The sequence below is a fragment of the Nesterenkonia sp. PF2B19 genome, from assembly GCF_001758425.2.
Classification (GTDB): Bacteria; Actinomycetota; Actinomycetes; order Actinomycetales; family Micrococcaceae; genus Nesterenkonia; species Nesterenkonia aethiopica.
The window spans coordinates 25,656-47,306 of sequence record NZ_MDSS02000020.1; the positions used below are offsets into that span (position 1 = coordinate 25,656).

Sequence of the window (21,651 nt, forward strand, 5' to 3'; positions counted from 1 at the left end):
CAGTCGCTGGGTCAGCCGAAGAGGCGTATGGGGTTGACGATGTCGGCATAGATGAGCAGCAGCCCCATCACCAACAGCATCCCGGCCACCACATAGGTCAGCGGCAGCAGCCGCGAGATGTCGAACGGTCCAGGATCCGGACGCCCGAACAGGCGCGCGAGACGCCGCCGGAACGCCTCATACAGGGCACCGGCCACATGCCCGCCGTCCAGCGGCAGCAGCGGGATCAGATTGAACACCATCAGCGCCACGTTGACGCCGGCGATCAGCGAGATCAGGGAGGCGAAGCGGGACTCCAGCGGGATCTCGTCCTGCACAGAGAGCTCCCCGGCGATCCGGCCGACGCCGACCACGCTCAGCGGCCCGTCCGGGTCACGCTCGGCCTCGGTGAAGGTGGACACGGCCACGTCATAGAGCCGCACCGGCAGGTTGGCCACCACTTCGAGCACAGCCTTGGACTGCGTCCACACCATCGGGCCGGCCTCCCAGGCGGGCTGGCGGACCAGCTCCTGCTCGGCCCCCATGCCGATGAAGCCCACCGGCTCGGTGACCAGCGCCCCGTCGCCGTCGCGTTCGACGCGCCCCAGCCCGTCCAGCACGGGACGCTCCGTGAGAATCGGGGTCAGGGCGGTGCTGTGCCGCTCGCCGTCGCGCACGTACTCCACGGGAGTCGAGGCACCGGCCGAGTCCCGGATCAGCCCGGTCAGCTCCTCCCAGTCCTCGACCTCCTGTCCTCCGTAGGCGACGATCTCGTCACCGGGCCGCAGGCCGGCCTCATAGGCGGGACCGGCGGGGTCGTCGTCGGTGCAGGCGGTCTGCCCGGCGTCGGCGGCCTCGGCCGAGACCACACACTCGTAGACCTCGCGAACCTGGGTGTTCGGCTCAGCGGTGCCGTGGACGGTGATCATCCCGGCGGTGAGCACCAGCGCGATCAGCCCGTTCATCGCCGGTCCGCCGAGCATGATGATGATGCGCTTCCACACCGGCAGACGATGGAACATGCGGTCCTCGTCGCCGGGCTGCAGCTCCTCGGCGGCCACTTCTCTGGCCTCGGCCGACATCTGCTGGAACAGCCCGGTGGACTGGGAGCTCACCGTCCGCACCGGGGCGTCCCCGGCGTCGGCGGAGCCTGGCACTGTGCCCGGTCCGTCCTGCGCGCCCGGCTGATCCTGCGTGCCGGGGCGGTCGGGGTCCGCGTACTGCGCACCGATCTCCCGAAGATACGGATCGGTGGGGCCATCGTCGGGAGCATCCGAACCTTGAGCCTCCGAGCCCTGAGCGTCCGTTCCAGCGTCCTGCTCCGGCGGCGGATACATGCCGATCATCGCCACGTAACCACCCAGCGGCACCGCTTTGACGCCGTATTCCGTCTCACCCCGGCGCTTCGACCACAGGGTGGGCCCGAAACCGACCATGTACTGGGTGACCCGGACCTTGAACAGCTTGGCAGGCACCAGGTGCCCGATCTCATGCAGGGCGATCGACAGGATGATCCCCACGGCGACGACCAGGATGCCCAGCGTCATGAGCAGAACGGTCATGCCTGGCCCTCCCCCACCTCGACGGCGCGGGGCGCCCGGTGCGTGGGCACCGTCACCGCGGCGGCGGCGATGAGCTCATCCGCGTGGGCCCGTGCCTCACGTTCCACCTCCAGCACCTCGTCCAAGGTCGGCGTCCCGGTGCCCGCCGCGTGAGCGGCGAGCACCTTCTCCACTGTCGGCAGGATCTCCGTGAAGCCCAGCGCACCGTCGTGGAAGGCGTCCACCGCCTGTTCGTTGGCGGCGTTGTACACGGCCATGTGGGTGGCGGAGGCCGCACAGGCCTGCTTGGCCAGACGCACGGCGGGGAAGGCGTCGTCGTCGAGGGGCTCGAAGTCCCAGCGCATCGTCTGGGTCCAGTCGATGGCGGTGTCCACCTGCGGCAGCCGCTCCGGCCAGGAGAGCCCCAGAGCGATCGGCACATACATGCGCGGCGGCCCGGCCTGCGCCAGAGTGGAGCCGTCCTGGAATTCCACCAGCGAGTGGATGACCTGCTGCGGATGCACCACGGCGGTGACGTCCTCCAGGGGGACGTCGAAGAGCAGATGGGCCTCGACCACCTCGAGCGCCTTGTTGACCATGGTGGCCGAGTTGGTGGTGACCACCCGCCCCATCGCAAAGTTCGGGTGACGGAGCGCCTGAGCGGGGGTCACTTCGGCCAGCTGAGTGGGGCTGCACCCGCGGAACGGACCGCCCGAGGCAGTGACGATCAGCGACTCACCTCGCTGCGTCCGGTGACCACCGGGGCACAGAGGCCACGCTCGTGCCGTCCGGAGCTGAGCGCCTGGGCCAGGGCGGAGTGCTCGGAGTCCACCGGCACCACTTGGCCGGGACGCCGCTGGGCGGAGGCCACCAGCGCCCCACCGACCACCAGAGACTCCTTGTTCGCCAGGGCCAGCGTCGCCCCGGAGGCGAGCGCCGCCAGCGTGGGCCGCAGACCGATGGAGCCGGTCATGCCGTTGAGCACGACGTCGGCGTCAAGCTCGCCGGCGCAGGCCACGGCGGCCTCCTCTCCGAGGAGGACCTCGACCTCGTGGGTCACACCCGCCGCACGCAGCGCCTCGACCAGCGGGAGCTGATCCGGATTCGCGGCGGTACCGCCGTCGACGGCGATGCCCGCCACGCGAGCTCCGGTGGCGCGCACCTGGTCGGCCAGCAGGCCCGTGTTCGTGCCTGCGGCGAGCCCCACGACGTCGAACCGCCCGGGGTTCGCGGCGATGACCTCGAGCGCCTGGGTGCCGATGGAGCCGGTGGAGCCCAGCAGCACCACGCGGGACGCGCCCTCGTCGCCGGGGCGGATGCTCGGCACGGGGTCCGGGGGCTGCGGCCGGGCGGGATCGGAGGCGGGGTGGGAGGACATGGCCCCATTATCACGGTCCCGCCTGGATATCCGGGAATCGGGCGGCCCCTCGCTGATGACGCCGCACGCCCCGGGTGATGCGACCTGATGCACGTGCGCGGAGCTTGTGCCGGTACCCTGGACACACTGCACCTGTCCCCACCTTCGGCCGTCCGGCCGACGACGAGGAGCCACATGATGATCACGCTGCGGGAAGTACAGCCGAGCGACCTGGATCAGTTCTTCCTGTTCCAGCAGGATGCCGACGCCGCCCATATGGCCGGCTTCGCCTCCACGAACCCGACTGACCGCGGCGTCTTCGACCACCACTGGGGCGAGCTGCTGAACTCGCCGGACACGATAGTGCGCACCATCGACTTCGAGGGCCAGCCGATCGGCTCCATCGCCGCCTTCGAGGACGACGGATCCCGCGAGATCATGTTCTGGACGGACAAGCAGTTCTGGGGCCGCGGCATCACCACCGAGGCCGTCTCCAAGTTCCTCCACGACTTCCCGGAGCGCCCCGTGCGTGCCCGCGTAGTCGTGGACAACGTGGGAACCCTGAAGATCCTGCAGGCGCTGGGCTTCGTGGAAGTCGGCGAGGAGTCGAACTTCTCCAACGTGCGGGCCGCGGTCGTGCAGGAGAAGATCCTCCAGCTCAGCTGATCCCGGCGCACGCGGTCTCCTGACCACCGCAGTTCGCTGCTGGGGTTCACAGCGGAGCATGACGGGCGGCTCGGGCCCCGCGCAACGGTGAGAACACGATGATCAGCGCGGCCACCACGAACACCGCCACGGTGATCCAGAGGGTCTCCTGCAGGCCCAGCGCCCCTGCCGCTGCACCTCCCAGGACCGCACCGGCAGCCCCACAGCCCCGGTTGGCCGTCCGCATGGTGGAGTTCATCCGCCCCAGCATGCCCCGCGGCGTCACCGACTGCTGGAACCCGGCCTCGGCAGGATCCTCCACGCCCATGGCCAACCCATAGAGCGTCTTCGCCCCGGCCAGAGCCAGCACGGAGCCCGCTGAGGCGTCCGGGACCAGGATCACCGTCGTCCAGGCCAGGGGCATCAGAGTTCGCCCGAGCAGCACCGTGCTCCCCTCCCCCAGACTGCGGGCGATCCACGGGGCCGTCAGCGCTCCGGCGAGTCCGCCCACTCCCGCGCAGGCCAGGACGACGCCGTAGAGGGCCGGAGAGATCCCCAGGTGTCGCAGCGCGTAGAGCGCGAACACCGTCATCGCTGCACTGTTGGCCAGGAACCAGACGTGGGTGGACAGCGCCAGGGGCGCCAACGTCCGATGCCGGTACACGAAGGCCAGACCCTGACCCATGGAACGGGTCAGGCCGCCGTCGAGACCGCTCCGGCCACGGTCGCGGGCCGGCGCGGGCCCCATCGCCACCATGGCCAGCAGCCCCGCGGAGACGAGCCGGCCTCCCGCTGTGAGCAGCAGGGTCATCGGCGCGCCGACCCAGGCCCACGAGCACTACCGGCGGCGGCCGGCCCCGAGGTCTGGGCGACCGTGCGGGCCTGGCCCAGCCGGGCGTTGGCGAGCACCAGCTGCTCACGGCCCACCAGGTCCGGCACCGCAGACTGCTCGGCCGCCACGCTCATGACTCCGCAGGCGCGACGAGGAACAGGACGGCCGCCGTCGTCGGCAGCGTGAGGTGCCCCAGCCACCAGAGCATCGGGACGGTGAGCAGAGCGAGACCTGCGGCAGCGTGAGAGACGACCAGCACCGGACGCCGCGGCCACCGGTCCACCAGGGCGCCGGCCAGCAGTCCCAGGAGCAGATACGGCAGGAACTGCACGGCGCGGATCAGCCCCACCTGCTGCTCGGTGGCCTCCAGCACCTGGACCACCAACACGTCCACGGCCACCACGCTGATGCTCAGCCCTGCCGCGGTGATGGCATCGGCAGAGAAGAAGCGCAGGAACGGCCGACGTCGCAGGGGCTCGGCCGGGGCTGGACGCGTCTCCCGCTCCCCCATGCGCGATCCCCCCTCGACTCACCGTGCGTGTTCCTCGACCTCTGCACTGACCTCTGCACTTCTCCACGTGCATGCTGCACGCCTGCGGCAGGACCGCGGCAGGATCGCGGCAGGATGGCGGCGGCGTGATCATCATGCCACACAGGTGACGCGCATCACTGGCAAGCGCATTCCTCGGGTAGACTCGCCCATCATGACGTCATCACTGAGCTGGGGAATCATGGCCACCGGCGGGATCGCCCGCTCCTTCGCCGACGACCTGCATGCCGTGGAGATGGAGGTGGCGGCAGTCGCCTCCCGGAGCCGAGCCTCGGCTGACATCTTCGCCCGTCACCATGGTGTCCCCCGCGCCCACGGCTCCTACCAGGAGCTCGTCGAGGACCCAGGCGTGGACATCGTCTACGTGGCCACGCCCCACCCCTTCCACGCCGAGCACGCCCGTCTGGCGCTCGAGCACGGCAAGCACGCCCTGGTGGAGAAGCCCTTCGCCCTGAACCGGGCCGAGGCCGAGCAGCTGCGCGACCTGGCCCGCGAGCGCGGCCTGCTGGTCATGGAGGCCATGTGGACTCGACACCTCCCCCATATGGCCAGGATCCGTGAGCTGGTCAACGGGGGCGCGATCGGTGAGATCCGCGCCCTGTTCGCCGACCACACCCAGCGACTGCCCACCGAGCCGAGCCATCGGATCAATGACCTCGCCCTGGGTGGAGGGGCCCTGTTGGATCTGGGGGTCTACCCGATCTCCTTCGCCTGGGATCTGTTGGGCGCCCCCACCTCGGTGACGGCCCAGGCGCGCCTCGGAGAGACCGGCGCCGACACCGAGGTCGCCACGATCCTGCGGCACAGCGGCGGGGCGCTCTCGACGTCGTTGTCCTCCTCCCGCGGCGTCGGTCCGAACACGGCGCACGTCGTGGGCTCGGAGGGCCGCATCGACGTCGATCGGGTCTGGTACACCGCGGCGAACTTCACCGTCTCCGCGCCGGACGGCACCGTGGTGGAGCGCTATGAGTCCGACGTGGTGGGCCGGGGGATGCATCTGCAGGCCCGTGCCGCCGAACGGTACGTCCAGCAGGCCACTCTCGACGGCGATGTCCTCACGGTGGACGACTCGGTGGGCATCATGGGCACCCTGGACGAGATCCGTGCCCAGATCGGCCTGCGCTACCCCTCCGAGTCCTGACCTTCGGGATCTCCCCACCCGGACGCGGATCACCGATCTCAGCCCGCAGGATGATGACACCGCGCCGCGACCCCTGATGAACTGGCCCTCACGGGGCGGAACGGACGGTCGCTGACGAGAGTCGGCTCAGCGAGGCCCCACAGCACAGACGAGGGGATGATCACTGTGCCCGTTGACCGCTCGATGACCAGGCCCTCCCCGGCTTCGCACCCCGAGCCGCCCGCACGGCTGCGCATCTGTGAGAGCTCGCTGGAGACGGTCTCGCGCCCGGAGCACGCCGCCTACACCTTCACCCTGTCGGTCATCGCGATCATCACATTCCTGCCGCTGGCCGTCCTCGGCGTCGCGCAGCTGGCACCGGGGGCGGAGCCGGTGAGCTCCTGGACCCTGCCGACGCTGCTGGTGAGCTGCGCTCTGCTGGGGGCCGGGCTGTGGTGGATGGTCAGCGCCTCCACCATCACGGTGCGCGCAACGGTGGAGGACGGCGTCGCAGTGCGCACGTGGCGCGTCGTGCGCACCGAGATCCCCTGGCAGGCCATCGAATCGGTGCGCCCCGGCCCGACGGGAGGAACCATGGAGGTCGGTCCACGCTGGTACGGCCCCGGGCGCATCGGCTACACGGGCGGGAGCACCTCGGTGGTCATCCGCATCCACCCGCTGTATCGCCAAGCGGCCCGCCAGGGAAGCATCGGAGGAGACACGGTGCGACGACTCGCCGCCGAATATGTGGTCTCAGTCCCGGAGCCCGAGGCCGTGGCCTCCAAGCTCACCGCCCTGCGCGCCCGGGCACTCGACGCCGCATGAGAGTTCAGGTCCGGGCAGCACCGCCGCCTGCCGACTCCGCGGCGGCCCGCCGGGCGGCGTGATACGCCTCATCCAGGCGCTCCAGCACCGAAGGCCCCTCCGGGCCGGGACCGGCCTGCTCCTGCCCGAGGTGGTGGCGGCGCAGCTCATCCATGAACTCCTCCCACAGCTGAGGGCCGCCCTCCTCGAGCAGCTGCGCCCGGACGCTGAGCTCCTCCGTGGCCGGTCGATGACGTCGCCCCCAGGCGCCGAGCTGCACCAGCACAGGAAGCAGCTGGATGCCGGCTTCGGTGAGGCTGTAGATGCGGCGCTGCCGATGAGACGGGTCGGGCTCGCGAGTGAGGACCCCCGCTGCCAGCAGCCGCTTGAGGCGATCGCCGAGGATGTTCGAGGCGATGCCCTCCTCGGACTCCTCCAACAGGCGGCGGTAGTGCCTGCGGTCTCCGAAGATGATGTCTCGGATGATGATCAGCGACCAGGTGTCCCCCAACGCCTCCAGCGTGAGTTGATGGGGCAGCCGGAGCGGTGCTCATGGGCGGGATCAGCTGACATGGACGGCGCCCTCCTTCCTCAGGGACAGGACTGCTTGCATTCTACACCCGGTTATGCTGGGATGTGACTCACCGCATGCACCACGCAAGCAGTTGTCCCACACATCTGGAGGCACCATGCAGTCCCCGTCCGAGACGACCTCCTCCACGCGGAAGATCTTCGCCTTCCTGTTCATGTCTCTGGACGGATACGTCGAAGGCCCGGACGGCGAGCTGGACTGGAACCTGACCGACGAGGAGTTCTTCACCTGGAACATCCGGCAGTCCCGCGAGATCGGCGCCCTGCTGCTGGGACGCCGCACCTTCGACCACTTCGCCGAGTTCTGGACCACCCCCTCGGCGGCCGCTGCCATGCCGGAGGTCTGGACCTTCATGAACACCGTGCAGAAGACCGTCGTGACCGGCCGCGACGCCCCGCCGCAGGACTGGGACGGAACCCGTGTGGTGGACGGAGACGACCTGGCCGGCGTCGTCGGCACGCTCCGCGACGAGACCGGCGGGGACGTCGCCGTCCTCGGCAGCCCGACCCTGACCTGCGCACTGCTGGAGCAGGGCCTCATCGACGAACTGCGGCTCCTCGTCCACCCCGTGCTGCTCGGCGACGGCCGCCGGCTCACGGACGCCCTGCGGCACCGGGTGCTGCTCGACGCCGGCCCCACCACCGTCTTCCGTTCAGGCAACACGTTGCTCACCTACCGCCCCCGCACTCTCGAGAGGACACCATGACGCGCCACACCGCCACACACCTGCTGATTCACCGCTTCGTCCCCGACACCGGGCCCCAAGAGGGCACCACCGAGCTCGACGACGAGATGAGCGCCTGGGAGGCCCTGGACACCGAACTGCGCGAAGCGGGCCAGCTGGTGGCCGCCTACGCACTCCAGGAGCAGACGGTGCGCTTCGGCGCCGGGACTGACGAGGTCTCCGAGACCACCGACGCCGAGGCCCCTGAAGGCCGCAGCATCGTCTTCGCCGTCCATGCCGTGGCCGCCGCCGACGACGCCGAGGCCCACGCCATCGCCGAGAAGATGCCGCATCTGGAGTATGGGTCCACCGAGGTGCGCCCCCTGATGACGGACCAGCGATGACGCAGTTCCTCTACGCAGCCACTGCGACGGTGGACGGGCGGATCGCCGGTGCCGACGGGGACATGTCCTGGCTCCTCCCCCACATGGGCCCCGACCCGATCCTGGACCGGCTGATGCCGCAGATCCAGGCCCTGTTGGTGGGGCGCACCACCTACGACGGGGACGACCCGCATGCCGGGGACACAGAGAAGGAGGGCGCATTCGAGGGATCCTGGTCGGGCCCGCAGGTGCTGCTCACCCACCGGCCGCCGGCCGCGCCGCCACCGGGGATCACCGTCACCACCGACCTCGACGTCGCCCTGAGCACGTGCCGCGCCGCCGCCCCGGACGGCATCGTCTCCATCCTGGGCGCCGACGTCGCCCGTCAGTGCCTCGAGGCCGGAGCCGTGGACCTGGTGATGGTGACCACCGTGCCGGTGATGCTGGGCCAGGGGACGCCCCTTCTTCAGGGCTCGACCGGCCAGATCGACCTGGACGTGGTGGACGAGAGTCCCCGCACCCGGCTCTTCCGAGTGCGTCGGGACGGGGAACCTCGAGACCGCAGCGACAGCTGACGGAGCCCGGTGGAGCTCTCGGCGCCTCACCGCGAGAGGGCCTGGGCGGCCTCGGGCAGATGAAGGCGGGCCAGCACGGCCTCGGCACTGTGCGGCGGCGACTGCCGACCGAATCGGCTCACCGCCACGGTGAGGAGGAAGGACAGCGGGATGCACCACAGTGCCGGATACAGGAAAACCTGCGCCCCAGCCGTGTGCTCCCCCAGCCCCAGCCCGATGACCAGGGACAGCGACGACACGACCGCCCCGGAGACCATGCCCGCGATCGCACCGGCTTCGGTGAGCCCGCGCCACCAGATCCCCAGCAGGATCAGCGGACCCAACGCGGAGGCGGTGAACGTGAACACCATCGCCACCGCACCGGCGAGCGCCACCTGGCTGGTCACGGCGCCGACCAGCAGCGGCAGGCCCACCGCCGCCACGGCCCCGAGCCGGAACCCGCGGACGGTGCCGGAGAAGAACTCCTGGGACACGACTCCGGCGATCGAGACCACCAGACCGGAGCACGTGGACAGGAACGCGGCAAAGGCCCCACCCGCGACCACCGCGACCAGCACATCGCCGGCCGCGCCCTCGAAGACGGCAGCGGGCAGACGCAGCAGCGCCGCATCGGCGGCTCCTCCGCCGACGTCCGCGGCGGTGCCGCCGGACGGCGCCGGGGTCGCGGCGCCGCCGTCGTCCGCCGCGGGCCCCAAGCCTCCTTCGGCCACCGGCAGCACAAGCCGGGCCAGCACCCCCAGGATCACCGGCAGCAGATAGAACATCGAGAGCAGGCTGAGCAGCAGCAGCGTCGTGCGCCGGGCCGCGGCCCCGTCCGGGTTCGTGGAGAACCGCACCAGCACGTGAGGCAGCCCGACGGTGCCCATCATCAGCGCCAGCGCCAGCGATGCGGTCTGGTACAGGCCGGCGCCGCCGTCGAGGGCCTGCGGCAGCAGCCCGGTCTCCCAGACGTCGCCGAGCGGGGGCAGCGCGTCGGTCAGCGGAGAACCTCCGGTCGATGCGTCGCGCTGCAGACGGATCAGGATGAACACGCACGGGATCAGCAGGGCGCACAGCTTCATCCAGTACTGCACCGCCTGCGCGACCGTGACCGACCGCATCCCGCCGGCCAGCACCGTGGGCAGCACCACCAGCACCACCACCAGCGGGCCGACCCACCCGGGCATCCCCGCCGTCGTGCTCAGGGTCAGGGACGCGCCGTGGAGCTGCGGCACGACGTAGAGCCAGCCGGTCATGATGACGATCAGCGCGGTCAGGCGCCGCAGCTGCGCGGAGCGGAACCGCAAGGTGGCGAAGTCCGGCAGCGTATAGGCCCCGGAACGTCGCAACGGGGCGGCCACGAACAGCAGCAGCGTGAAGAAGCCTGCCGTGTAGCCCACCGGGAACCACAGTCCCTGTGCCCCGTAGGCGACGATCAGCCCGGCCACCCCCAGGAAGCTGGCCGCGGAGAGGTAGTCCCCGGCGATGGCCGAGGCGTTCATCCACGGCGGCACCCGCCGGGAGGCCACATAGAAGTCACTGGTGGTGCGCGACCGCAGACCACCGACGCTGATCGCCACCGAGAACACGCAGACCAGGGCGACCGCGAGAAGCACCGCAGACGGGGAGCTCATGGCCGCCGCTCCACCCCCTGCGCCTCTGCCGCGCCGATCGTGGTCAGCAGGCGACGCTCGGCGGCATCGCTGGCGCGCACGTGCAGCCAGCCGCCGAGGATCAGCAGCGGATAGAAGCAGACGGCCGGCACCACCCACGGCAGCGGCACCCCCAGCACCGTGACGTCCGCGAGCCCCGCCACGGTGGAGAGCAGCAGGTAGAGCACCACCACCAGCAGGAAGAAGCCCAGGCCCAGCAGCACGCCCAGTCGCAGCTGGTGCCGGATCAGCTCCCTGACCTGTCCGGGGGTCGCTCGCCTCCGGACATGCCCGCGCCGTGGGGCGAGCAGGACCTCCTCCTCCTCCGGAGCCGTCGCTGGCCCTCGCACACGCACCCGGGCCGCCCGCTGGGCGTCCAGGTGCTCTGCCCCGGACGGGTCAGGATGAGCCGGGTGGGTCATCCCTGACCGCCTCGACCGGCGCCGCGGACCCTGTGGACCTCCAGGCGCTCCCGGACGTGGTGCATCAGCCGGCGGCTCACCGCGATCTCCTGCTCCGTGCCGGCAGGATCCCGCAGCTGCACCGACATCCGGCCCTGACGGTGGAGCACCCGACGGACATGGTGGAGGTTGACCGCCGAGGAACGGTGCACCCTCACGAAACCGTGCTCGGCCCACTGCTCCTCCAGGTCGCTCAAGGCGATCCGCAGCAGATAGGAGCCCTCGGCCGTGTGCAGACGGGCGTAGTCCCCCTGTGCCTGGACCCAGCGGATGGAGGCGATGTCCAGCAGCACCGTGGTGTCACCCTGCAGCACCGAGACCCGCTGGGGCGCGCTGTCCGGCGCGGGTTCGGCGGCCGGCCGCAAGGCGTCGGACGCACGGCGCAGCGCCTCAGCGAGTCGAGCGGCGCGCACCGGTTTGAGGAGGTAGTCCCGAGCCGCGAGTTCGAAGGCCTCCACCGCCGGTGCGGCGTCCGCGGTGACGAAGATGATCTGCGGTGCGGCATCGTCGCCGGGCAGCTCACGGGCCAGGGCCAGACCGGAGGGGCCCGGCATGTGGATGTCCAGCAGCACGACGTCGATCCGGCGGGTGTCCAGCTGGTGCTTCGCCTGAGCAGCATTCGATGCGGTGTGGATCTCCCCCACCTGCGGGTCGGCCTCCAGCAGCCACTGCATCTGCGCGACCGCCGGCGGCTCATCATCGACCACGAGGACCCGCAGCGCCCGCTCCTGCGGAGCCGATCCCGACCGGGACGATTCAGGACGGGACGCTTCAGGACGGGACGCTCCTGACGGCACGGCATTCATGGGGCTCCCACCTCCGCGTCCGGGGCCTGCTGCGGCTGGAACTTGGGGATGCGCATGGACACCATCATGCCTGCTCCCACGGCGGTGTCGATCACCAGACCCTGGCCGCCGCCGTAGGCCTGGCGCAGCCGCAGGTCCACATTGCGCAGCCCGATGTGCGAACCCCCGGCCCGACCGGCCAGCACGCATGCCATATGCTCCGGGTCCGCACCCACGCCGTCGTCCTCCACGGAGATGAGCGCGTGGGTCCCGTCGTCGGCAGCCTTCAGCCGCACCGTCACCTGTCCGTCCTCGGAGTCGAGACCGTGTCGCACCGCGTTCTCCACCAAGGGCTGGACCGCCAGGAAGGGGATCTGCACTCCCAGGACCTCAGGAGCGACCTGCAGCTCCACCTGCACCCGGTCCTCGAAGCGTGCCTGCTCCAGCAGCACGTAGCGTTCGACGGCGTCCAGCTCCTCCTCCAGCGTGGAGAAGTCCCCCTCAGCCCGCAGGCTGTATCGCGTGAAGTCTGCGAAGTCCAGGACCAGCTCCCGGGCGCGGACCGGGTCCGTGGGGATGAACGCCGCGATCGCGTTGAGACTGTTGTAGATGAAATGCGGAGAGATCTGGGCCCGCAGCGTGCGCAGCTCAGCCTCCACCAGCTGTCGACGGCGCGACTCGGCCAAGCGTCGGTAGTCCGGTCCCTCCGCCTCGGCACCCGCGGCGCCGCCCTGACCGTCGGCGTCGGCGCCCTGGGCGCTCCGCGGCTGCGGCGGGCACTTCAGACGGGCTGGTGCGCCGTGTGGCCAGCAGCAGCACGCAGGCGGTGAGGACACCGACCAGGCCCATCAGGGCGACCATCGCAGGGCTGACGTCGAACATGGGGACCATCGTAGGCCAGCCCTCCGTCCCCTCCTGCTGAGCTGCGGTGGCCGACGACGAGGACAGACCGCTCGTCGCACGGATGGCGCCGCTCGTCGCAGGCACCCCGTGATCCGCTTCACGTGACCTGGATCACTGCGGCACTGTGGTCAGCGTGCACTGACGGGGAGACCCCTGTCACCGACCCGCGACGCCGCTGCTGCGGCGCCGCCCCGCCGACCGCTGACCGGGCGGCCGGCGCAGCGATGACCACGAGGAGGAGCGATGAGCTCACCGACCGCGACGCACGCGGCGACCGTCGACTATCAGGAGGTGCAGAGCCGGCCTGAGTTCCAGGAGCTGAAGAGGACCCACCGGAGCTTCGTGTTCCCGATGGCGGTGGTCTTCCTCGCCTGGTACCTGGCTTATGTGCTGCTGGCCGCCTTCGCCCCGCAGATCATGGCCATCCCGGTGCTGGGCAACATCAACCTCGGCATCGTGCTCGGACTGGCGCAGTTCCTGACCACCTTCCTGATCACCGCGGCCTATGTCTCGTTCTCCACCAAGGCCCTGGATCCGAAGTCCAGCGCCATCCGCCATGAGCTCGAGGCCGCCGGCGTCGGGCTTCCCGACGAGACCCCCACGGCCGCCGACACGTCCGAGCCGACCCCGACGACCCCCGCAGGAGGAGCGAGCCGATGACCGCCGCCCTGACATCATCGACACCCCTGGCAGCCCTGCCGAGACTCAGCGCCTCCGGCGAGGAGGAGGTCCTCTCCACCGAGGTCGGCAGCCCCTGGGCGAACATCGGGATCTTCCTGGTCTTCGTCGGCGTGACCCTGTTCTTCGTGCTGCGCGCCTCGAAGAACAACAACACCGCCGCCGACTACTACGCCGGCGGACGCTCGTTCTCCGGGACCCAGAACGGCACCGCGATCGCCGGGGACTACCTCTCGGCTGCCTCCTTCCTGGGGATCGTCGGAGCGATCGCCGTCTACGGCTATGACGGGTTCCTCTACTCCATCGGCTTCCTGGTGGCCTGGCTGGTGGCGCTGCTCCTGGTGGCGGAGCTGCTGCGCAACACCGGCAAGTTCACCATGGCCGACGTCCTGAGCTTCCGTCTGCGCCAGCAGCCGGTGCGCATCGCCGCCGCGGCCTCCACCCTGGCGGTGTGCCTGTTCTACCTGCTGGCCCAGATGGCCGGCGCCGGCGCGCTGGTCTCCCTGCTGCTGGGCATCGACTCCCATGCCGGGCAGTCGCTGATCATCGCCGTGGTCGGCGCGCTGATGATCGTCTACGTGTTCATCGGCGGCATGAAGGGCACCACCTGGGTGCAGATCATCAAGGCCGCCCTGCTGATCGCCGGTTCCGCGATCATGACCGTCTGGGTGCTGGCGCTCTACGGCTTCAACTTCTCCGACCTGCTGGGCGACGCCGTCGACCGCACCGGCCAGGAGGCCCTGCTCGAACCGGGCATGCAGTACGGGCTGGACTTCCTGACCAAGATGGACTTCCTGTCCCTGGGCATCGCCCTGGTGCTGGGCACCGCGGGCCTGCCGCATGTGCTCATCCGCTTCTACACCGTCCCCACCGCCAAGGACGCCCGGAAGTCCGTGGTGTGGGCGATCTGGCTGATCGGCGCCTTCTACCTGTTCACCCTGGTGCTCGGGTACGGGGCCGCCGCCATGCTGAACCAGGAGGACATCCTCTCCGCCCCCGGAGGCCAGAACTCGGCCGCCCCGCTGCTGGCCTATGAGCTCGGCGGCACGCTGCTGCTCGGCGTCATCGCCGCCGTCGCCTTCGCCACCATTCTGGCCGTGGTCGCAGGCCTGACGATCACCGCGTCGGCATCCTTCGCCCACGACATCTATGGGCAGGTGATCAAGAAGGGCAAGATCGACAACAAGGGCGAGGTCCGCGCCGCCCGGATGACCGTGGTGGTCGTGGGCATCCTCGCGATCCTGGGCGGCATCGGCGCCCAGGGCCAGAATGTGGCGTTCCTGGTGGCGCTGGCCTTCGCGGTGGCTGCCTCCGCGAACCTGCCGACCATCCTGTACTCCCTGTTCTGGAAGGGCTTCACCACCCGCGGCGCCCTGTGGTCCATGTACGGGGGTCTGGGATCCTCGATCCTGCTGATCGCCTTCTCCCCGGTGGTCTGGGGCGCCGAGACGTCCTTCTTCCCGGAGGTCGACCTGGCGCTCTACCCGCTGACCAACCCGGGCCTGGTGTCCATCCCGCTGGCGTTCCTGCTCGGCTGGATCGGGTCGAAGACCTCCACAGTCCTCGAAGACCCCGCCAAGCAGGCCGAGATGGACATCCGCTCACTCACCGGCGTGGGCGCGGAGAAGGCCTCCGAGCACTGAAGGACACCTGCTGCGTCGGAGCCCTGCGCACTCGGCTCCGGCACCACACACGACGGCGGCTCCAGCACCACGGCGGGGCCGCCGTCGTCGGCGGATGCGACCGGCCTCGGCCTTCACCGGTACGCAGCACTGAACTCCGCAGTGGGCGCGATGGGCTGGATCACGTCGACCATGAGTCCCTCCGGGCCGTCGAGGATGAAGTGCCGTTGGCCGAAGTCCTCATCTCTCAGCGGGGCCAGGAGGCGCACGTCGGACCGCGCGGTCACGGCTCGGTGCACCGCATCGACGTCATCGACCTCGACATTGAGAAGCACACCAGCCACGCTGGATCGGCGCCCTGCCGGGACCGTGGGATGATCACGTGCCAGCAGCGCCAGCTCGTGGGGACCTCGCCGCTGGCTGATGTACCAGCCGGCGTCGAACACGGTCTCAAAGTCCAGCACCTCTCGGAAGAAGTCCGCGGCGGACGGGACATCGACGACCATGAGGACGGGGTAGACACTGGTGACGGCCATTGCTGGGCCTCCTATACATACACTGTGAATGTGACATCTCGCAGAATACATACACAACGAATGTAAAGGGAGGGTTCATGCCCCGCTCCTCCGCAGCGGATGCGGCCAAGACCGCCCGCGCGATCCTCGACCATGCGAGGTCCCTCCTCGCAGAGCACGGCTTCGCCGGCGTGTCGGTGGACGACGTCGCTCGGAGCGTGGGCGCCTCACGGGGAGCCGTCTATCACCGGCACCGCACCAAGCAGGAGCTCTTCGCCGCCGTCGCGGAAGAGCTGCAGATCCAGGTCGGGGCCGAGGTCCGCAGCGCCGCGGAAGCGAGCGGTGCCGACCCCGAGCAGCAGCTGCGGCGCGGCTGCCACGCATTCCTGGACGCCATCACCGAGGCGCCCCGTGCGCGAATCCTGCTCCTCGACGCCCCCTCGGTGCTCGGATGGGCCCGCTGGCGCCGGATGGACGCGGAGAACGCCGCCGCACACCTCAAGGAAGGACTGGGGCAGCTGGGCTACTCGGGTCAGCTCCAGGAGGCGGCCACGGCGCAGCTCTCCGGAGCGATGAACGATGCCGCCCTGTGGATCGCCGAAGGTGGCGAGGAACGAGACGCGCGCAGAAGAGCAGCGCACGAGCTGCTCGACCGGCTCCTCGACGCCGTGACGGACGCAGGCGGTACCGCCATGTCCGGGCAGGGCCCGCGCTCAGCCCACTGAGGCCATGATCTCGGTCATGCGATCCAGGAAGGCGTCCACCTGGGCCTCGTCGTAGCCGTTGGATCCATGCGCGCCGGCGAAGATGATGGTGCGGACCTCGTCAACACTCATCGGGTTCTCCCCGTCGAGGTACTGCTCGAGCTCACGGCAGAGCTCGTCCACCTGCTCCTTGCGGTAGCCCAGCGCCGAGGAGTGCGCAGGCTCCCGGAACCGCTTCCCGTCGGGACGCTCCAACCGTACGCGCAGGGGCGCGGCCCGCTCCGCCAGCAGCTCATACCAGGCGTCCTCGCCGTGCTGCTCGATGTACCGGTCCCGCTCGGCGGCGGCGAAGGCGTCCTCCAGACGGTCCAGGGCGCCGTCGACCTCCGCGGGGTCATAGCCGCCGGAGCCCATGGAGAAGCTGGCCTCCCGGATCTCCGAGAGCGCCATACCGGTGCCGGAGTCGTAGGCCACACGAGCTCGGGCCATGAACTCGTCGACCTCGTCGCGGTTGTAGCCCTGCTCCTCGGGGTCGAGCAGGGTGAACAGTGCGTTCTCTGTGTGCGCCATGCTCTCAGCCTAATGGAACTCCCCCGGAATCCCGGGTGAGCGCCACGATCACGAAATAGGCGGTGGGCATCGCGAACACCAGGGAGTCCAGCCGGTCCATCACTCCCCCGTGTCCGGGAAGCACCTGGGACATGTCCTTGAGCCCCAGCTCGCGTTTGACCATGGACTCGGAGAAGTCCCCTGCCGTGGCGGCGACGACGACGGCGGCGGCCAGCAGGGCCCCGACGTGCAAGGGCTCGCCGAAGATCAGCCATGAGGCCAGCACCCCGACGGCGATGGAACCTCCCATCGAGCCGGCAAAGCCTTCCCAGGACTTCTTCGGCTGATCTTCGGGGCCATCGGATGCTTGCCGAACAGGACGCCGACGATGTAGCCGAACGTGTCATTGGAGACCACCAGCAGCACGACGACGGCGAGTCGCCACTGCCCGTCGGGCTGACTGAGCAGCAACACCGCGAAGGAGATCAGATACGGCACCCAGCAGGCCACGAACATCGAGGACATGATCGACCGCCCGGGGTCCTCCACATGCAGCAGCGCGGCGGTCACCGCGATGGCGGTGCAGGTCACCATCAGTGCCAGGGTGAGCGCCTCCACCCCGCCGAAGTAGGCGGACAGCGGCATGGCGGCCGCACCCAGGAACAGCGGCACCTTGGGCAGCCGCAGCCCCTGCGTCTCCAGGCTCGGGCCACCTCCCAGACGCCCATGGAGAGCAGCACGACCGCCACCATGATCAGCAGCAGCGGGAAGAACATGATCCCCAGCACCGCCGGGATCAGCAGGGCGGCGCCGGTGATGATCGCCGCGGGCAGGTCCCGTCCTGCCCGCGGCGTGCGCACCGGCTTCGACGCCTCAGACGGCTCGTCGGTGCGCTCGGGTCCTGTCATGGGCCTCAGACCTCGAGGAGCTCGGCTTCCTTGCGCTTGGCCATCTCATCGATGCGCTCCACGTGCTTCTTCGTGGCCGCCTCGAGCTCCTTGAGGCCCCGGTCGCGCTCGTCCTCGCCCACCTCGCCGTCCTTGACGGCCTTGTCCATGATGTCCTTGGCCTTGCGGCGTGCGTTGCGGACCGAGACCTTGTGGTCTTCGCTCTTGGCCTTGATGAGCTTCACGTACTCCTTGCGGCGCTCCTCGGTGAGCTCCGGCATGGTGATGCGGATCTGCTTGCCGTCGTTGGACGGGTTCGCCCCGATCTCGGAGTCCGAGAGGGCCTTCTCGATCTCTCGCATCGCGGAGACGTCGTAGGGGGTGATGAGGATGGTCCGCGCATCCGGGACCGTGAAGGAGGCCAGCTGCTGCAGCGGCGTCGCGGCGCCGTAGTAGTCGACCATCACCTTCGAATACAGCGCGGGGTTGGCGCGGCCGGTCCGCACCGTGGCGAAGTCTTCACTGGTGGCCTCCACGGCCCGCTCCATGAGCTCTTCGGCTTCAACCAGGGTCTCGTCAATCACGTCGGTCTCCTTGAGGTGGGAACTTCCGTCTCAGTCTACGTGGTGCGGACCCGCTGAGGCGGGCCCACACCGGGGGTCGGCATCCGGCGGGGCCGTGCTGACCTGCACCGGGGCCGTCCGCCTCGCTCAGGTGGTCACCAGGGTGCCGATCTCGTCTCCCAGCAGCGCGCGGGTGACGTTGCCGTCGCCCTCCATGCCGAACACCCGCATGGGCAGCTCGTTGTCGTTGCACATGGTCATCGCGGTCTGGTCCATGACTCGGATGTTGCGCCGCAGCGCATCCGTGTAGGTCAGGTGGTCCAACTTCTCGGCGTCGTCGTTGGTCTTCGGGTCCGAGGTGTAGACGCCGTCTACTCCGGACTTCGCCATGAGCACCATGTCCGCTCCGACCTCCAGGGCACGCTGGGCGCAGACGGTGTCCGTGGAGAAGTACGGCATCCCGGCTCCCGCACCGAAGACCACCACACGGCCCTTCTCCATGTGGCGGATCGCCCGCAGCGGGATGTAGGACTCGGCGACCTGGCCCATGGTGATGGCGGTCTGGACGCGGGTCGGCTGTCCGGCCTGCTCGAGGAAGTCCTGCAGGGCCAGGCAGTTCATCACGGTGCCGAGCATGCCCATGTAGTCGGCGCGCGCCCGGTCCATCCCCGCCTTGGAGAGCTCGGCACCCCGGAAGAAGTTGCCCCCGCCGACGACGACGGAGACCTCCACCTTGCCGCCGACTGCGGCGATCTGCTCGGCGATCCCTCGCACGGTGGCCGGGTCGACGCCGACGCTGCCGCCGCCGAAGACCTCCCCGGAGAGTTTCAGGAGCACTCGACGACGCTCGACCCCCTCGGGGAGCTCGAGGTCGGTGGACTGGGCGGAGACGGGGACGGCAGGCTGTGTGGTCATCGGCGTCAGAGTCCTTTCGGGGCTCAGCCCGTCCGCCGGGCCGCTCCAGCGATGCTCGGTGCTGCAGACAGGATCGGCGGCGGGCGGCGAGAAGACGGTGTGGGCGAGAAGACGGCAGGGACGAGGGGTCGGCGTCGTACGGATGTGGTCGGGTTCCGGGCATGGAAAGGGGGTGACCACCGCGTGTGCGTGGCCACCCCCTGACGTCTCAGATCATGTGCTCTGCCTCATTGTAGGCATGAGCACGGTCCGAGACGAGCACCCGACGACGGGGTCGGGGTGCGTGGAGTGCGAGGCGTCAGTTGCCGACCCGGAAGCGGGCGAAAGCGGTCGCGCCGGCGCCGGCGGCCTCAAGGACCTGGGCGACGGACTGCTTCGGGTCCTTGGCGAACGGCTGGTCGACCAGGACGTGCTCCTTGAAGTACGCGTTGGTGCGACCCTCGATGATCTTCGGCAGGGCCTGCTCCGGCTTGTTCTCCGCGCGGGCGGTCTCCTCGGCGATGCGACGCTCGTTCTCCACGGTCTCAGCCGGGACCTCGTCACGGGTGAGGAACTGCGGCACGATGGCGGCGGCGTGGACGGCCACGTCGTGCGCGGCGGTCTGGGCCGCCTCGGAGTCGGAGTCCACCGCGAAGAGCACGCCGACCTGGGCCGGCAGGTCCTTGGAGGTCTTGTGCAGGTAGGCGTCCACGTAGGCGCCCTCGACCTTGGCCAGACGGCGGACGACGATCTTCTCGCCGAGCACGGCTGCGCCCTCCTCGGTCACGAAGTCGGAGACCTTCTTGCCGTCGACGTCAGCCTCCAGGAGGGCTTCGACGTCGCCGAGGCCGTTGGCCACGGCCACCTCGAGGACCTTCTCGGCCAGGCCCACGAACTTGTCGGACTTGGCGACGAAGTCGGTCTCGGCGTTGACCTCGAGCAGGTAGCCGGTGGTGCCGTCGACGACCTTCGCCAGCACCAGGCCCTCGGCGGCCGAGCGGCCCTCGCGCTTGGCGGCGCCCTTGAGGCCCTTGATGCGGATGGCCTCGATGGCCTTGTCGAAGTTGCCGTCGGCCTCGTCCAGTGCCTTCTTGACGTCCATCATGCCGGCGCCGGTGCGCTCGCGCAGTGCCTTGATGTCAGCGGCGGTGTAGTTCGCCATAAGTCCCGTCCTCCGTTGGGGTTCGATGGGGATCGATGAATCGGATCAGATCGATGAAAGTGCACTCTGCACAGCCCTCACGCCCGCCACCTGGACGGCGAAGCCCAGGTGACGAGCGTGAGGAGCTGACGCGACGAGAGTCTTACTCGGCGTTCTCGGCGGGTGCCTCGGCGGCAGCCTCGGCCGGGGCCTCGGCGGCCTCGCCCTCGGTCTGGCCGGCCTTCTCGGCGGCGTGCTGCTCGAGCAGCTCGCGCTCCCACTCGGCCATCGGCTCGGCGGCGGCGCCGGAGCCCCCGCCGCGCTTCTCCTCGCGGGCGATGAGGCCCTCGGCGACAGCGTCGGCGACCACACGGGTGAGCAGGTCGACGGAGCGGATGGCGTCGTCGTTGCCCGGGATCGGGTAGTCGACCTCGTCCGGGTCGCAGTTGGTGTCCAGGATGGCGATGACCGGGATGCCCAGCTTGCGGGCCTCGTCCACGGCCAGGTGCTCCTTCTTGGTGTCCACGACCCACACCGCCGACGGCGTCTTGGTGAGGTTGCGGATGCCGCCCAGGTTGGCCTGCAGCTTGTCCAGCTCGCGGCTGAGCAGCAGCAGCTCCTTCTTGGTGTGGCCGGAGCCGGCGACGTCGTCGAAGTCGATCTCCTCGAGCTCCTTCATGCGCTGGACGCGCTTGGAGACCGTGGCGAAGTTGGTGAGCATGCCGCCCAGCCAGCGGTGGTTCACGTAGGGCTGGCCGACGCGGGTCGCCTGCTCGGCGATGGCCTCCTGCGCCTGCTTCTTGGTGCCGACGAACAGGATGGAGCCGCCGTGGGCGACGGTCTGCTTGATGAAGTCGAACGCGCGGTCGATGTAGGACAGCGACTGCTGCAGGTCGATGATGTAGATGCCGTTGCGCTCGGTGAAGATGTAGCGCTTCATCTTCGGGTTCCAGCGGCGGGTCTGGTGGCCGAAGTGCACACCGGAGTCCAGGAGCTGGCGCATGGTGACGACAGGCATGGTGTTCCTTTCGATGCCGGGCTTCGAACACGCGGTCGACCGATCATCAGGATCGGAACAGGTGCGTGCAGCACCGGCTGGTTCTTTTCGGTTGGTCGGGTCGTGCCACCCCGTTCTCCGGGGCTCCTGGCAGAGCAGGGATGCGAGGATCGTGGATCCGACCGCACCGGACCCATGACGGGTCGGCCCTGGAGGGGCCATCCGATGCGGACCGAGCGGATCACCCTCCCTGCGACGCCCCAGGCGACGCGAAGGAGG

The 21,651-nt window shown here is 69.7% G+C and carries 25 protein-coding genes and 2 pseudogenes; 9 read left to right on the forward strand and 18 right to left on the reverse strand.

Annotated elements, in window-relative coordinates; all coding sequences use genetic code 11:
* Positions 1–11: 11 nt before the first annotated feature.
* Both BCY76_RS07795 and dxr read right to left on the reverse strand, forming a co-directional pair.
* Positions 12–1,541: a M50 family metallopeptidase gene (locus tag BCY76_RS07795; RefSeq protein ID WP_070160062.1), complete on the reverse strand. Its 1,530-nt coding sequence runs from the start codon at positions 1,539–1,541 to the stop codon at positions 12–14.
* Positions 1,538–2,898: pseudogene (gene dxr, locus BCY76_RS07800) on the reverse strand (1-deoxy-D-xylulose-5-phosphate reductoisomerase). Before dxr ends, BCY76_RS07795 begins: the two are co-directional and overlap by 4 nt.
* A 174-nt stretch (positions 2,899–3,072) precedes the next feature.
* Here dxr and BCY76_RS07805 point away from each other — a divergent pair.
* Positions 3,073–3,543 (forward strand): GNAT family N-acetyltransferase, encoded by a 471-nt coding sequence (locus tag BCY76_RS07805; RefSeq protein ID WP_070160057.1) that lies wholly within the window; start codon positions 3,073–3,075, stop codon positions 3,541–3,543.
* A gap of 46 nt (positions 3,544–3,589) precedes the next feature.
* Here BCY76_RS07805 and BCY76_RS07810 read toward each other — a convergent pair whose 3' ends face one another.
* From BCY76_RS07810 to BCY76_RS07815, 3 genes are read right to left on the reverse strand one after another with little or no spacing between them, the layout of a single operon-like run.
* Positions 3,590–4,333, reverse strand: coding sequence for an MFS transporter (locus BCY76_RS07810; RefSeq protein WP_085437482.1), 744 nt, complete (start codon positions 4,331–4,333; stop codon positions 3,590–3,592).
* Positions 4,330–4,488 carry an MFS transporter gene (locus tag BCY76_RS17515; RefSeq protein ID WP_139827678.1) on the reverse strand — a complete coding sequence of 53 codons (159 nt, stop codon included), beginning with the start codon at positions 4,486–4,488 and terminating at the stop codon, positions 4,330–4,332. Before BCY76_RS17515 ends, BCY76_RS07810 begins: the two co-directional genes overlap by 4 nt.
* Positions 4,485–4,865, reverse strand: a complete 381-nt coding sequence (locus tag BCY76_RS07815; RefSeq protein WP_070158981.1) for an MFS transporter — start codon at positions 4,863–4,865, stop codon at positions 4,485–4,487. The genes BCY76_RS17515 and BCY76_RS07815 overlap by 4 nt, the downstream gene beginning before the upstream one ends.
* A 193-nt stretch (positions 4,866–5,058) precedes the next feature.
* Between BCY76_RS07815 and BCY76_RS07820 the strand changes: the two genes are divergently transcribed.
* Entirely contained in the window at positions 5,059–6,045 is a 987-nt protein-coding gene (locus tag BCY76_RS07820; RefSeq protein WP_070158982.1) for a Gfo/Idh/MocA family protein, read from the forward strand.
* A 183-nt stretch (positions 6,046–6,228) separates the two neighbouring features.
* Positions 6,229–6,849: a hypothetical protein gene (locus tag BCY76_RS07825; RefSeq protein WP_139827679.1), complete on the forward strand. Its 621-nt coding sequence runs from the start codon at positions 6,229–6,231 to the stop codon at positions 6,847–6,849.
* A 4-nt stretch (positions 6,850–6,853) separates the two neighbouring features.
* On the opposite strand, the gene BCY76_RS07830 is transcribed toward BCY76_RS07825, so the two are convergent.
* On the reverse strand, positions 6,854–7,339 hold the full coding sequence (locus tag BCY76_RS07830) for a winged helix-turn-helix transcriptional regulator (protein WP_237090038.1): 486 nt from the start codon (positions 7,337–7,339) through the stop codon (positions 6,854–6,856).
* A 178-nt stretch (positions 7,340–7,517) separates the two neighbouring features.
* Between BCY76_RS07830 and BCY76_RS07835 the strand changes: the two genes are divergently transcribed.
* From BCY76_RS07835 to BCY76_RS07845, 3 genes are read left to right on the forward strand one after another with little or no spacing between them, the layout of a single operon-like run.
* Positions 7,518–8,126: a dihydrofolate reductase family protein gene (locus BCY76_RS07835; protein WP_070158979.1), complete on the forward strand. Its 609-nt coding sequence runs from the start codon at positions 7,518–7,520 to the stop codon at positions 8,124–8,126.
* Entirely contained in the window at positions 8,123–8,488 is a 366-nt protein-coding gene (locus BCY76_RS07840; RefSeq protein WP_070158978.1) for a YciI family protein, read from the forward strand. Before BCY76_RS07835 ends, BCY76_RS07840 begins: the two co-directional genes overlap by 4 nt.
* A complete protein-coding gene (locus BCY76_RS07845; protein WP_070158977.1) occupies positions 8,485–9,042 on the forward strand; it encodes a dihydrofolate reductase family protein in 558 nt (185 codons plus the stop codon). Before BCY76_RS07840 ends, BCY76_RS07845 begins: the two co-directional genes overlap by 4 nt.
* A 26-nt stretch (positions 9,043–9,068) precedes the next feature.
* Here BCY76_RS07845 and BCY76_RS07850 read toward each other — a convergent pair whose 3' ends face one another.
* From BCY76_RS07850 to BCY76_RS07865, 4 genes are read right to left on the reverse strand one after another with little or no spacing between them, the layout of a single operon-like run.
* Positions 9,069–10,655: a sodium/solute symporter gene (locus tag BCY76_RS07850; RefSeq protein WP_085437484.1), complete on the reverse strand. Its 1,587-nt coding sequence runs from the start codon at positions 10,653–10,655 to the stop codon at positions 9,069–9,071.
* The gene (locus BCY76_RS18050) at positions 10,652–11,095 is read right to left on the reverse strand and encodes a hypothetical protein (protein WP_070161995.1); all 444 of its coding nucleotides are present in this window, start codon (positions 11,093–11,095) and stop codon (positions 10,652–10,654) included. Before BCY76_RS18050 ends, BCY76_RS07850 begins: the two co-directional genes overlap by 4 nt.
* The gene (locus BCY76_RS07860; RefSeq protein ID WP_083277739.1) at positions 11,092–11,940 is read right to left on the reverse strand and encodes a LytR/AlgR family response regulator transcription factor; all 849 of its coding nucleotides are present in this window, start codon (positions 11,938–11,940) and stop codon (positions 11,092–11,094) included. The genes BCY76_RS18050 and BCY76_RS07860 overlap by 4 nt, the downstream gene beginning before the upstream one ends.
* On the reverse strand, positions 11,937–12,755 hold the full coding sequence (locus BCY76_RS07865; protein ID WP_085437486.1) for a sensor histidine kinase: 819 nt from the start codon (positions 12,753–12,755) through the stop codon (positions 11,937–11,939). The genes BCY76_RS07860 and BCY76_RS07865 overlap by 4 nt, the downstream gene beginning before the upstream one ends.
* Before the next feature lie 310 nt (positions 12,756–13,065).
* On the opposite strand from BCY76_RS07865, the gene BCY76_RS07870 reads away from it, so the two are divergent.
* Both BCY76_RS07870 and BCY76_RS07875 read left to right on the forward strand, forming a co-directional pair.
* On the forward strand, positions 13,066–13,482 hold the full coding sequence (locus BCY76_RS07870) for a DUF485 domain-containing protein (RefSeq protein ID WP_085437488.1): 417 nt from the start codon (positions 13,066–13,068) through the stop codon (positions 13,480–13,482).
* On the forward strand, positions 13,479–15,143 hold the full coding sequence (locus BCY76_RS07875; protein ID WP_083277737.1) for a solute symporter family protein: 1,665 nt from the start codon (positions 13,479–13,481) through the stop codon (positions 15,141–15,143). Before BCY76_RS07870 ends, BCY76_RS07875 begins: the two co-directional genes overlap by 4 nt.
* 113 nt (positions 15,144–15,256) lie before the next feature.
* Here BCY76_RS07875 and BCY76_RS07880 read toward each other — a convergent pair whose 3' ends face one another.
* Positions 15,257–15,658: a VOC family protein gene (locus BCY76_RS07880; RefSeq protein WP_070161991.1), complete on the reverse strand. Its 402-nt coding sequence runs from the start codon at positions 15,656–15,658 to the stop codon at positions 15,257–15,259.
* Between the two features lie 77 nt (positions 15,659–15,735).
* Here BCY76_RS07880 and BCY76_RS07885 point away from each other — a divergent pair, with 77 nt between their 5' ends.
* On the forward strand, positions 15,736–16,362 hold the full coding sequence (locus tag BCY76_RS07885; protein ID WP_070161989.1) for a TetR/AcrR family transcriptional regulator: 627 nt from the start codon (positions 15,736–15,738) through the stop codon (positions 16,360–16,362).
* On the opposite strand, the gene BCY76_RS07890 is transcribed toward BCY76_RS07885, so the two are convergent.
* From BCY76_RS07890 to rpsB, 7 genes and pseudogenes are all read right to left on the reverse strand, one after another.
* Positions 16,351–16,911: a DivIVA domain-containing protein gene (locus BCY76_RS07890; RefSeq protein ID WP_070161987.1), complete on the reverse strand. Its 561-nt coding sequence runs from the start codon at positions 16,909–16,911 to the stop codon at positions 16,351–16,353. The two genes, BCY76_RS07885 and BCY76_RS07890, sit on opposite strands and share 12 nt — an antisense overlap.
* A 4-nt stretch (positions 16,912–16,915) precedes the next feature.
* Positions 16,916–17,535, reverse strand: a pseudogene (locus BCY76_RS20695) (phosphatidate cytidylyltransferase).
* The gene (locus BCY76_RS19155) at positions 17,484–17,798 is read right to left on the reverse strand and encodes a hypothetical protein (RefSeq protein ID WP_237090041.1); all 315 of its coding nucleotides are present in this window, start codon (positions 17,796–17,798) and stop codon (positions 17,484–17,486) included. The pseudogene BCY76_RS20695 and the gene BCY76_RS19155 overlap by 52 nt, the downstream one beginning before the upstream one ends.
* A 5-nt stretch (positions 17,799–17,803) precedes the next feature.
* Complete coding sequence (gene frr / locus BCY76_RS07900; protein ID WP_085437490.1) at positions 17,804–18,361, reverse strand: ribosome recycling factor; 558 nt, start codon at positions 18,359–18,361, stop codon at positions 17,804–17,806.
* A gap of 126 nt (positions 18,362–18,487) precedes the next feature.
* Positions 18,488–19,255, reverse strand: a complete 768-nt coding sequence (pyrH, locus tag BCY76_RS07905) for a UMP kinase (protein ID WP_070161985.1) — start codon at positions 19,253–19,255, stop codon at positions 18,488–18,490.
* Positions 19,256–19,553: 298 nt separating this feature from the next.
* On the reverse strand, positions 19,554–20,396 hold the full coding sequence (gene tsf, locus BCY76_RS07910) for a translation elongation factor Ts (protein WP_070161983.1): 843 nt from the start codon (positions 20,394–20,396) through the stop codon (positions 19,554–19,556).
* A 142-nt stretch (positions 20,397–20,538) separates the two neighbouring features.
* Entirely contained in the window at positions 20,539–21,393 is an 855-nt protein-coding gene (gene rpsB / locus BCY76_RS07915) for a 30S ribosomal protein S2 (protein WP_070161981.1), read from the reverse strand.
* Positions 21,394–21,651 lie beyond the last annotated feature (258 nt).

Coding starts and splice junctions, on each gene's coding strand:
- BCY76_RS07795 (WP_070160062.1), bottom strand. CDS start 1,541: ATGACCGTTCTGCTCATGACGCTGGGCATCCTGGTCGTCGCCGTGGGG.
- BCY76_RS07805 (WP_070160057.1), top strand. CDS start 3,073: ATGATGATCACGCTGCGGGAAGTACAGCCGAGCGACCTGGATCAGTTC.
- BCY76_RS07810 (WP_085437482.1), bottom strand. CDS start 4,333: ATGACCCTGCTGCTCACAGCGGGAGGCCGGCTCGTCTCCGCGGGGCTG.
- BCY76_RS17515 (WP_139827678.1), bottom strand. CDS start 4,488: ATGAGCGTGGCGGCCGAGCAGTCTGCGGTGCCGGACCTGGTGGGCCGT.
- BCY76_RS07815 (WP_070158981.1), bottom strand. CDS start 4,865: ATGGGGGAGCGGGAGACGCGTCCAGCCCCGGCCGAGCCCCTGCGACGT.
- BCY76_RS07820 (WP_070158982.1), top strand. CDS start 5,059: ATGACGTCATCACTGAGCTGGGGAATCATGGCCACCGGCGGGATCGCC.
- BCY76_RS07825 (WP_139827679.1), top strand. CDS start 6,229: ATGACCAGGCCCTCCCCGGCTTCGCACCCCGAGCCGCCCGCACGGCTG.
- BCY76_RS07835 (WP_070158979.1), top strand. CDS start 7,518: ATGCAGTCCCCGTCCGAGACGACCTCCTCCACGCGGAAGATCTTCGCC.
- BCY76_RS07840 (WP_070158978.1), top strand. CDS start 8,123: ATGACGCGCCACACCGCCACACACCTGCTGATTCACCGCTTCGTCCCC.
- BCY76_RS07845 (WP_070158977.1), top strand. CDS start 8,485: ATGACGCAGTTCCTCTACGCAGCCACTGCGACGGTGGACGGGCGGATC.
- BCY76_RS07850 (WP_085437484.1), bottom strand. CDS start 10,655: ATGAGCTCCCCGTCTGCGGTGCTTCTCGCGGTCGCCCTGGTCTGCGTG.
- BCY76_RS18050 (WP_070161995.1), bottom strand. CDS start 11,095: ATGACCCACCCGGCTCATCCTGACCCGTCCGGGGCAGAGCACCTGGAC.
- BCY76_RS07860 (WP_083277739.1), bottom strand. CDS start 11,940: ATGAATGCCGTGCCGTCAGGAGCGTCCCGTCCTGAAGCGTCCCGTCCT.
- BCY76_RS07870 (WP_085437488.1), top strand. CDS start 13,066: ATGAGCTCACCGACCGCGACGCACGCGGCGACCGTCGACTATCAGGAG.
- BCY76_RS07875 (WP_083277737.1), top strand. CDS start 13,479: ATGACCGCCGCCCTGACATCATCGACACCCCTGGCAGCCCTGCCGAGA.
- BCY76_RS07880 (WP_070161991.1), bottom strand. CDS start 15,658: ATGGCCGTCACCAGTGTCTACCCCGTCCTCATGGTCGTCGATGTCCCG.
- BCY76_RS07885 (WP_070161989.1), top strand. CDS start 15,736: ATGCCCCGCTCCTCCGCAGCGGATGCGGCCAAGACCGCCCGCGCGATC.
- BCY76_RS07890 (WP_070161987.1), bottom strand. CDS start 16,911: ATGGCGCACACAGAGAACGCACTGTTCACCCTGCTCGACCCCGAGGAG.
- BCY76_RS19155 (WP_237090041.1), bottom strand. CDS start 17,798: ATGACAGGACCCGAGCGCACCGACGAGCCGTCTGAGGCGTCGAAGCCG.
- pyrH (WP_070161985.1), bottom strand. CDS start 19,255: ATGACCACACAGCCTGCCGTCCCCGTCTCCGCCCAGTCCACCGACCTC.
- tsf (WP_070161983.1), bottom strand. CDS start 20,396: ATGGCGAACTACACCGCCGCTGACATCAAGGCACTGCGCGAGCGCACC.
- rpsB (WP_070161981.1), bottom strand. CDS start 21,393: ATGCCTGTCGTCACCATGCGCCAGCTCCTGGACTCCGGTGTGCACTTC.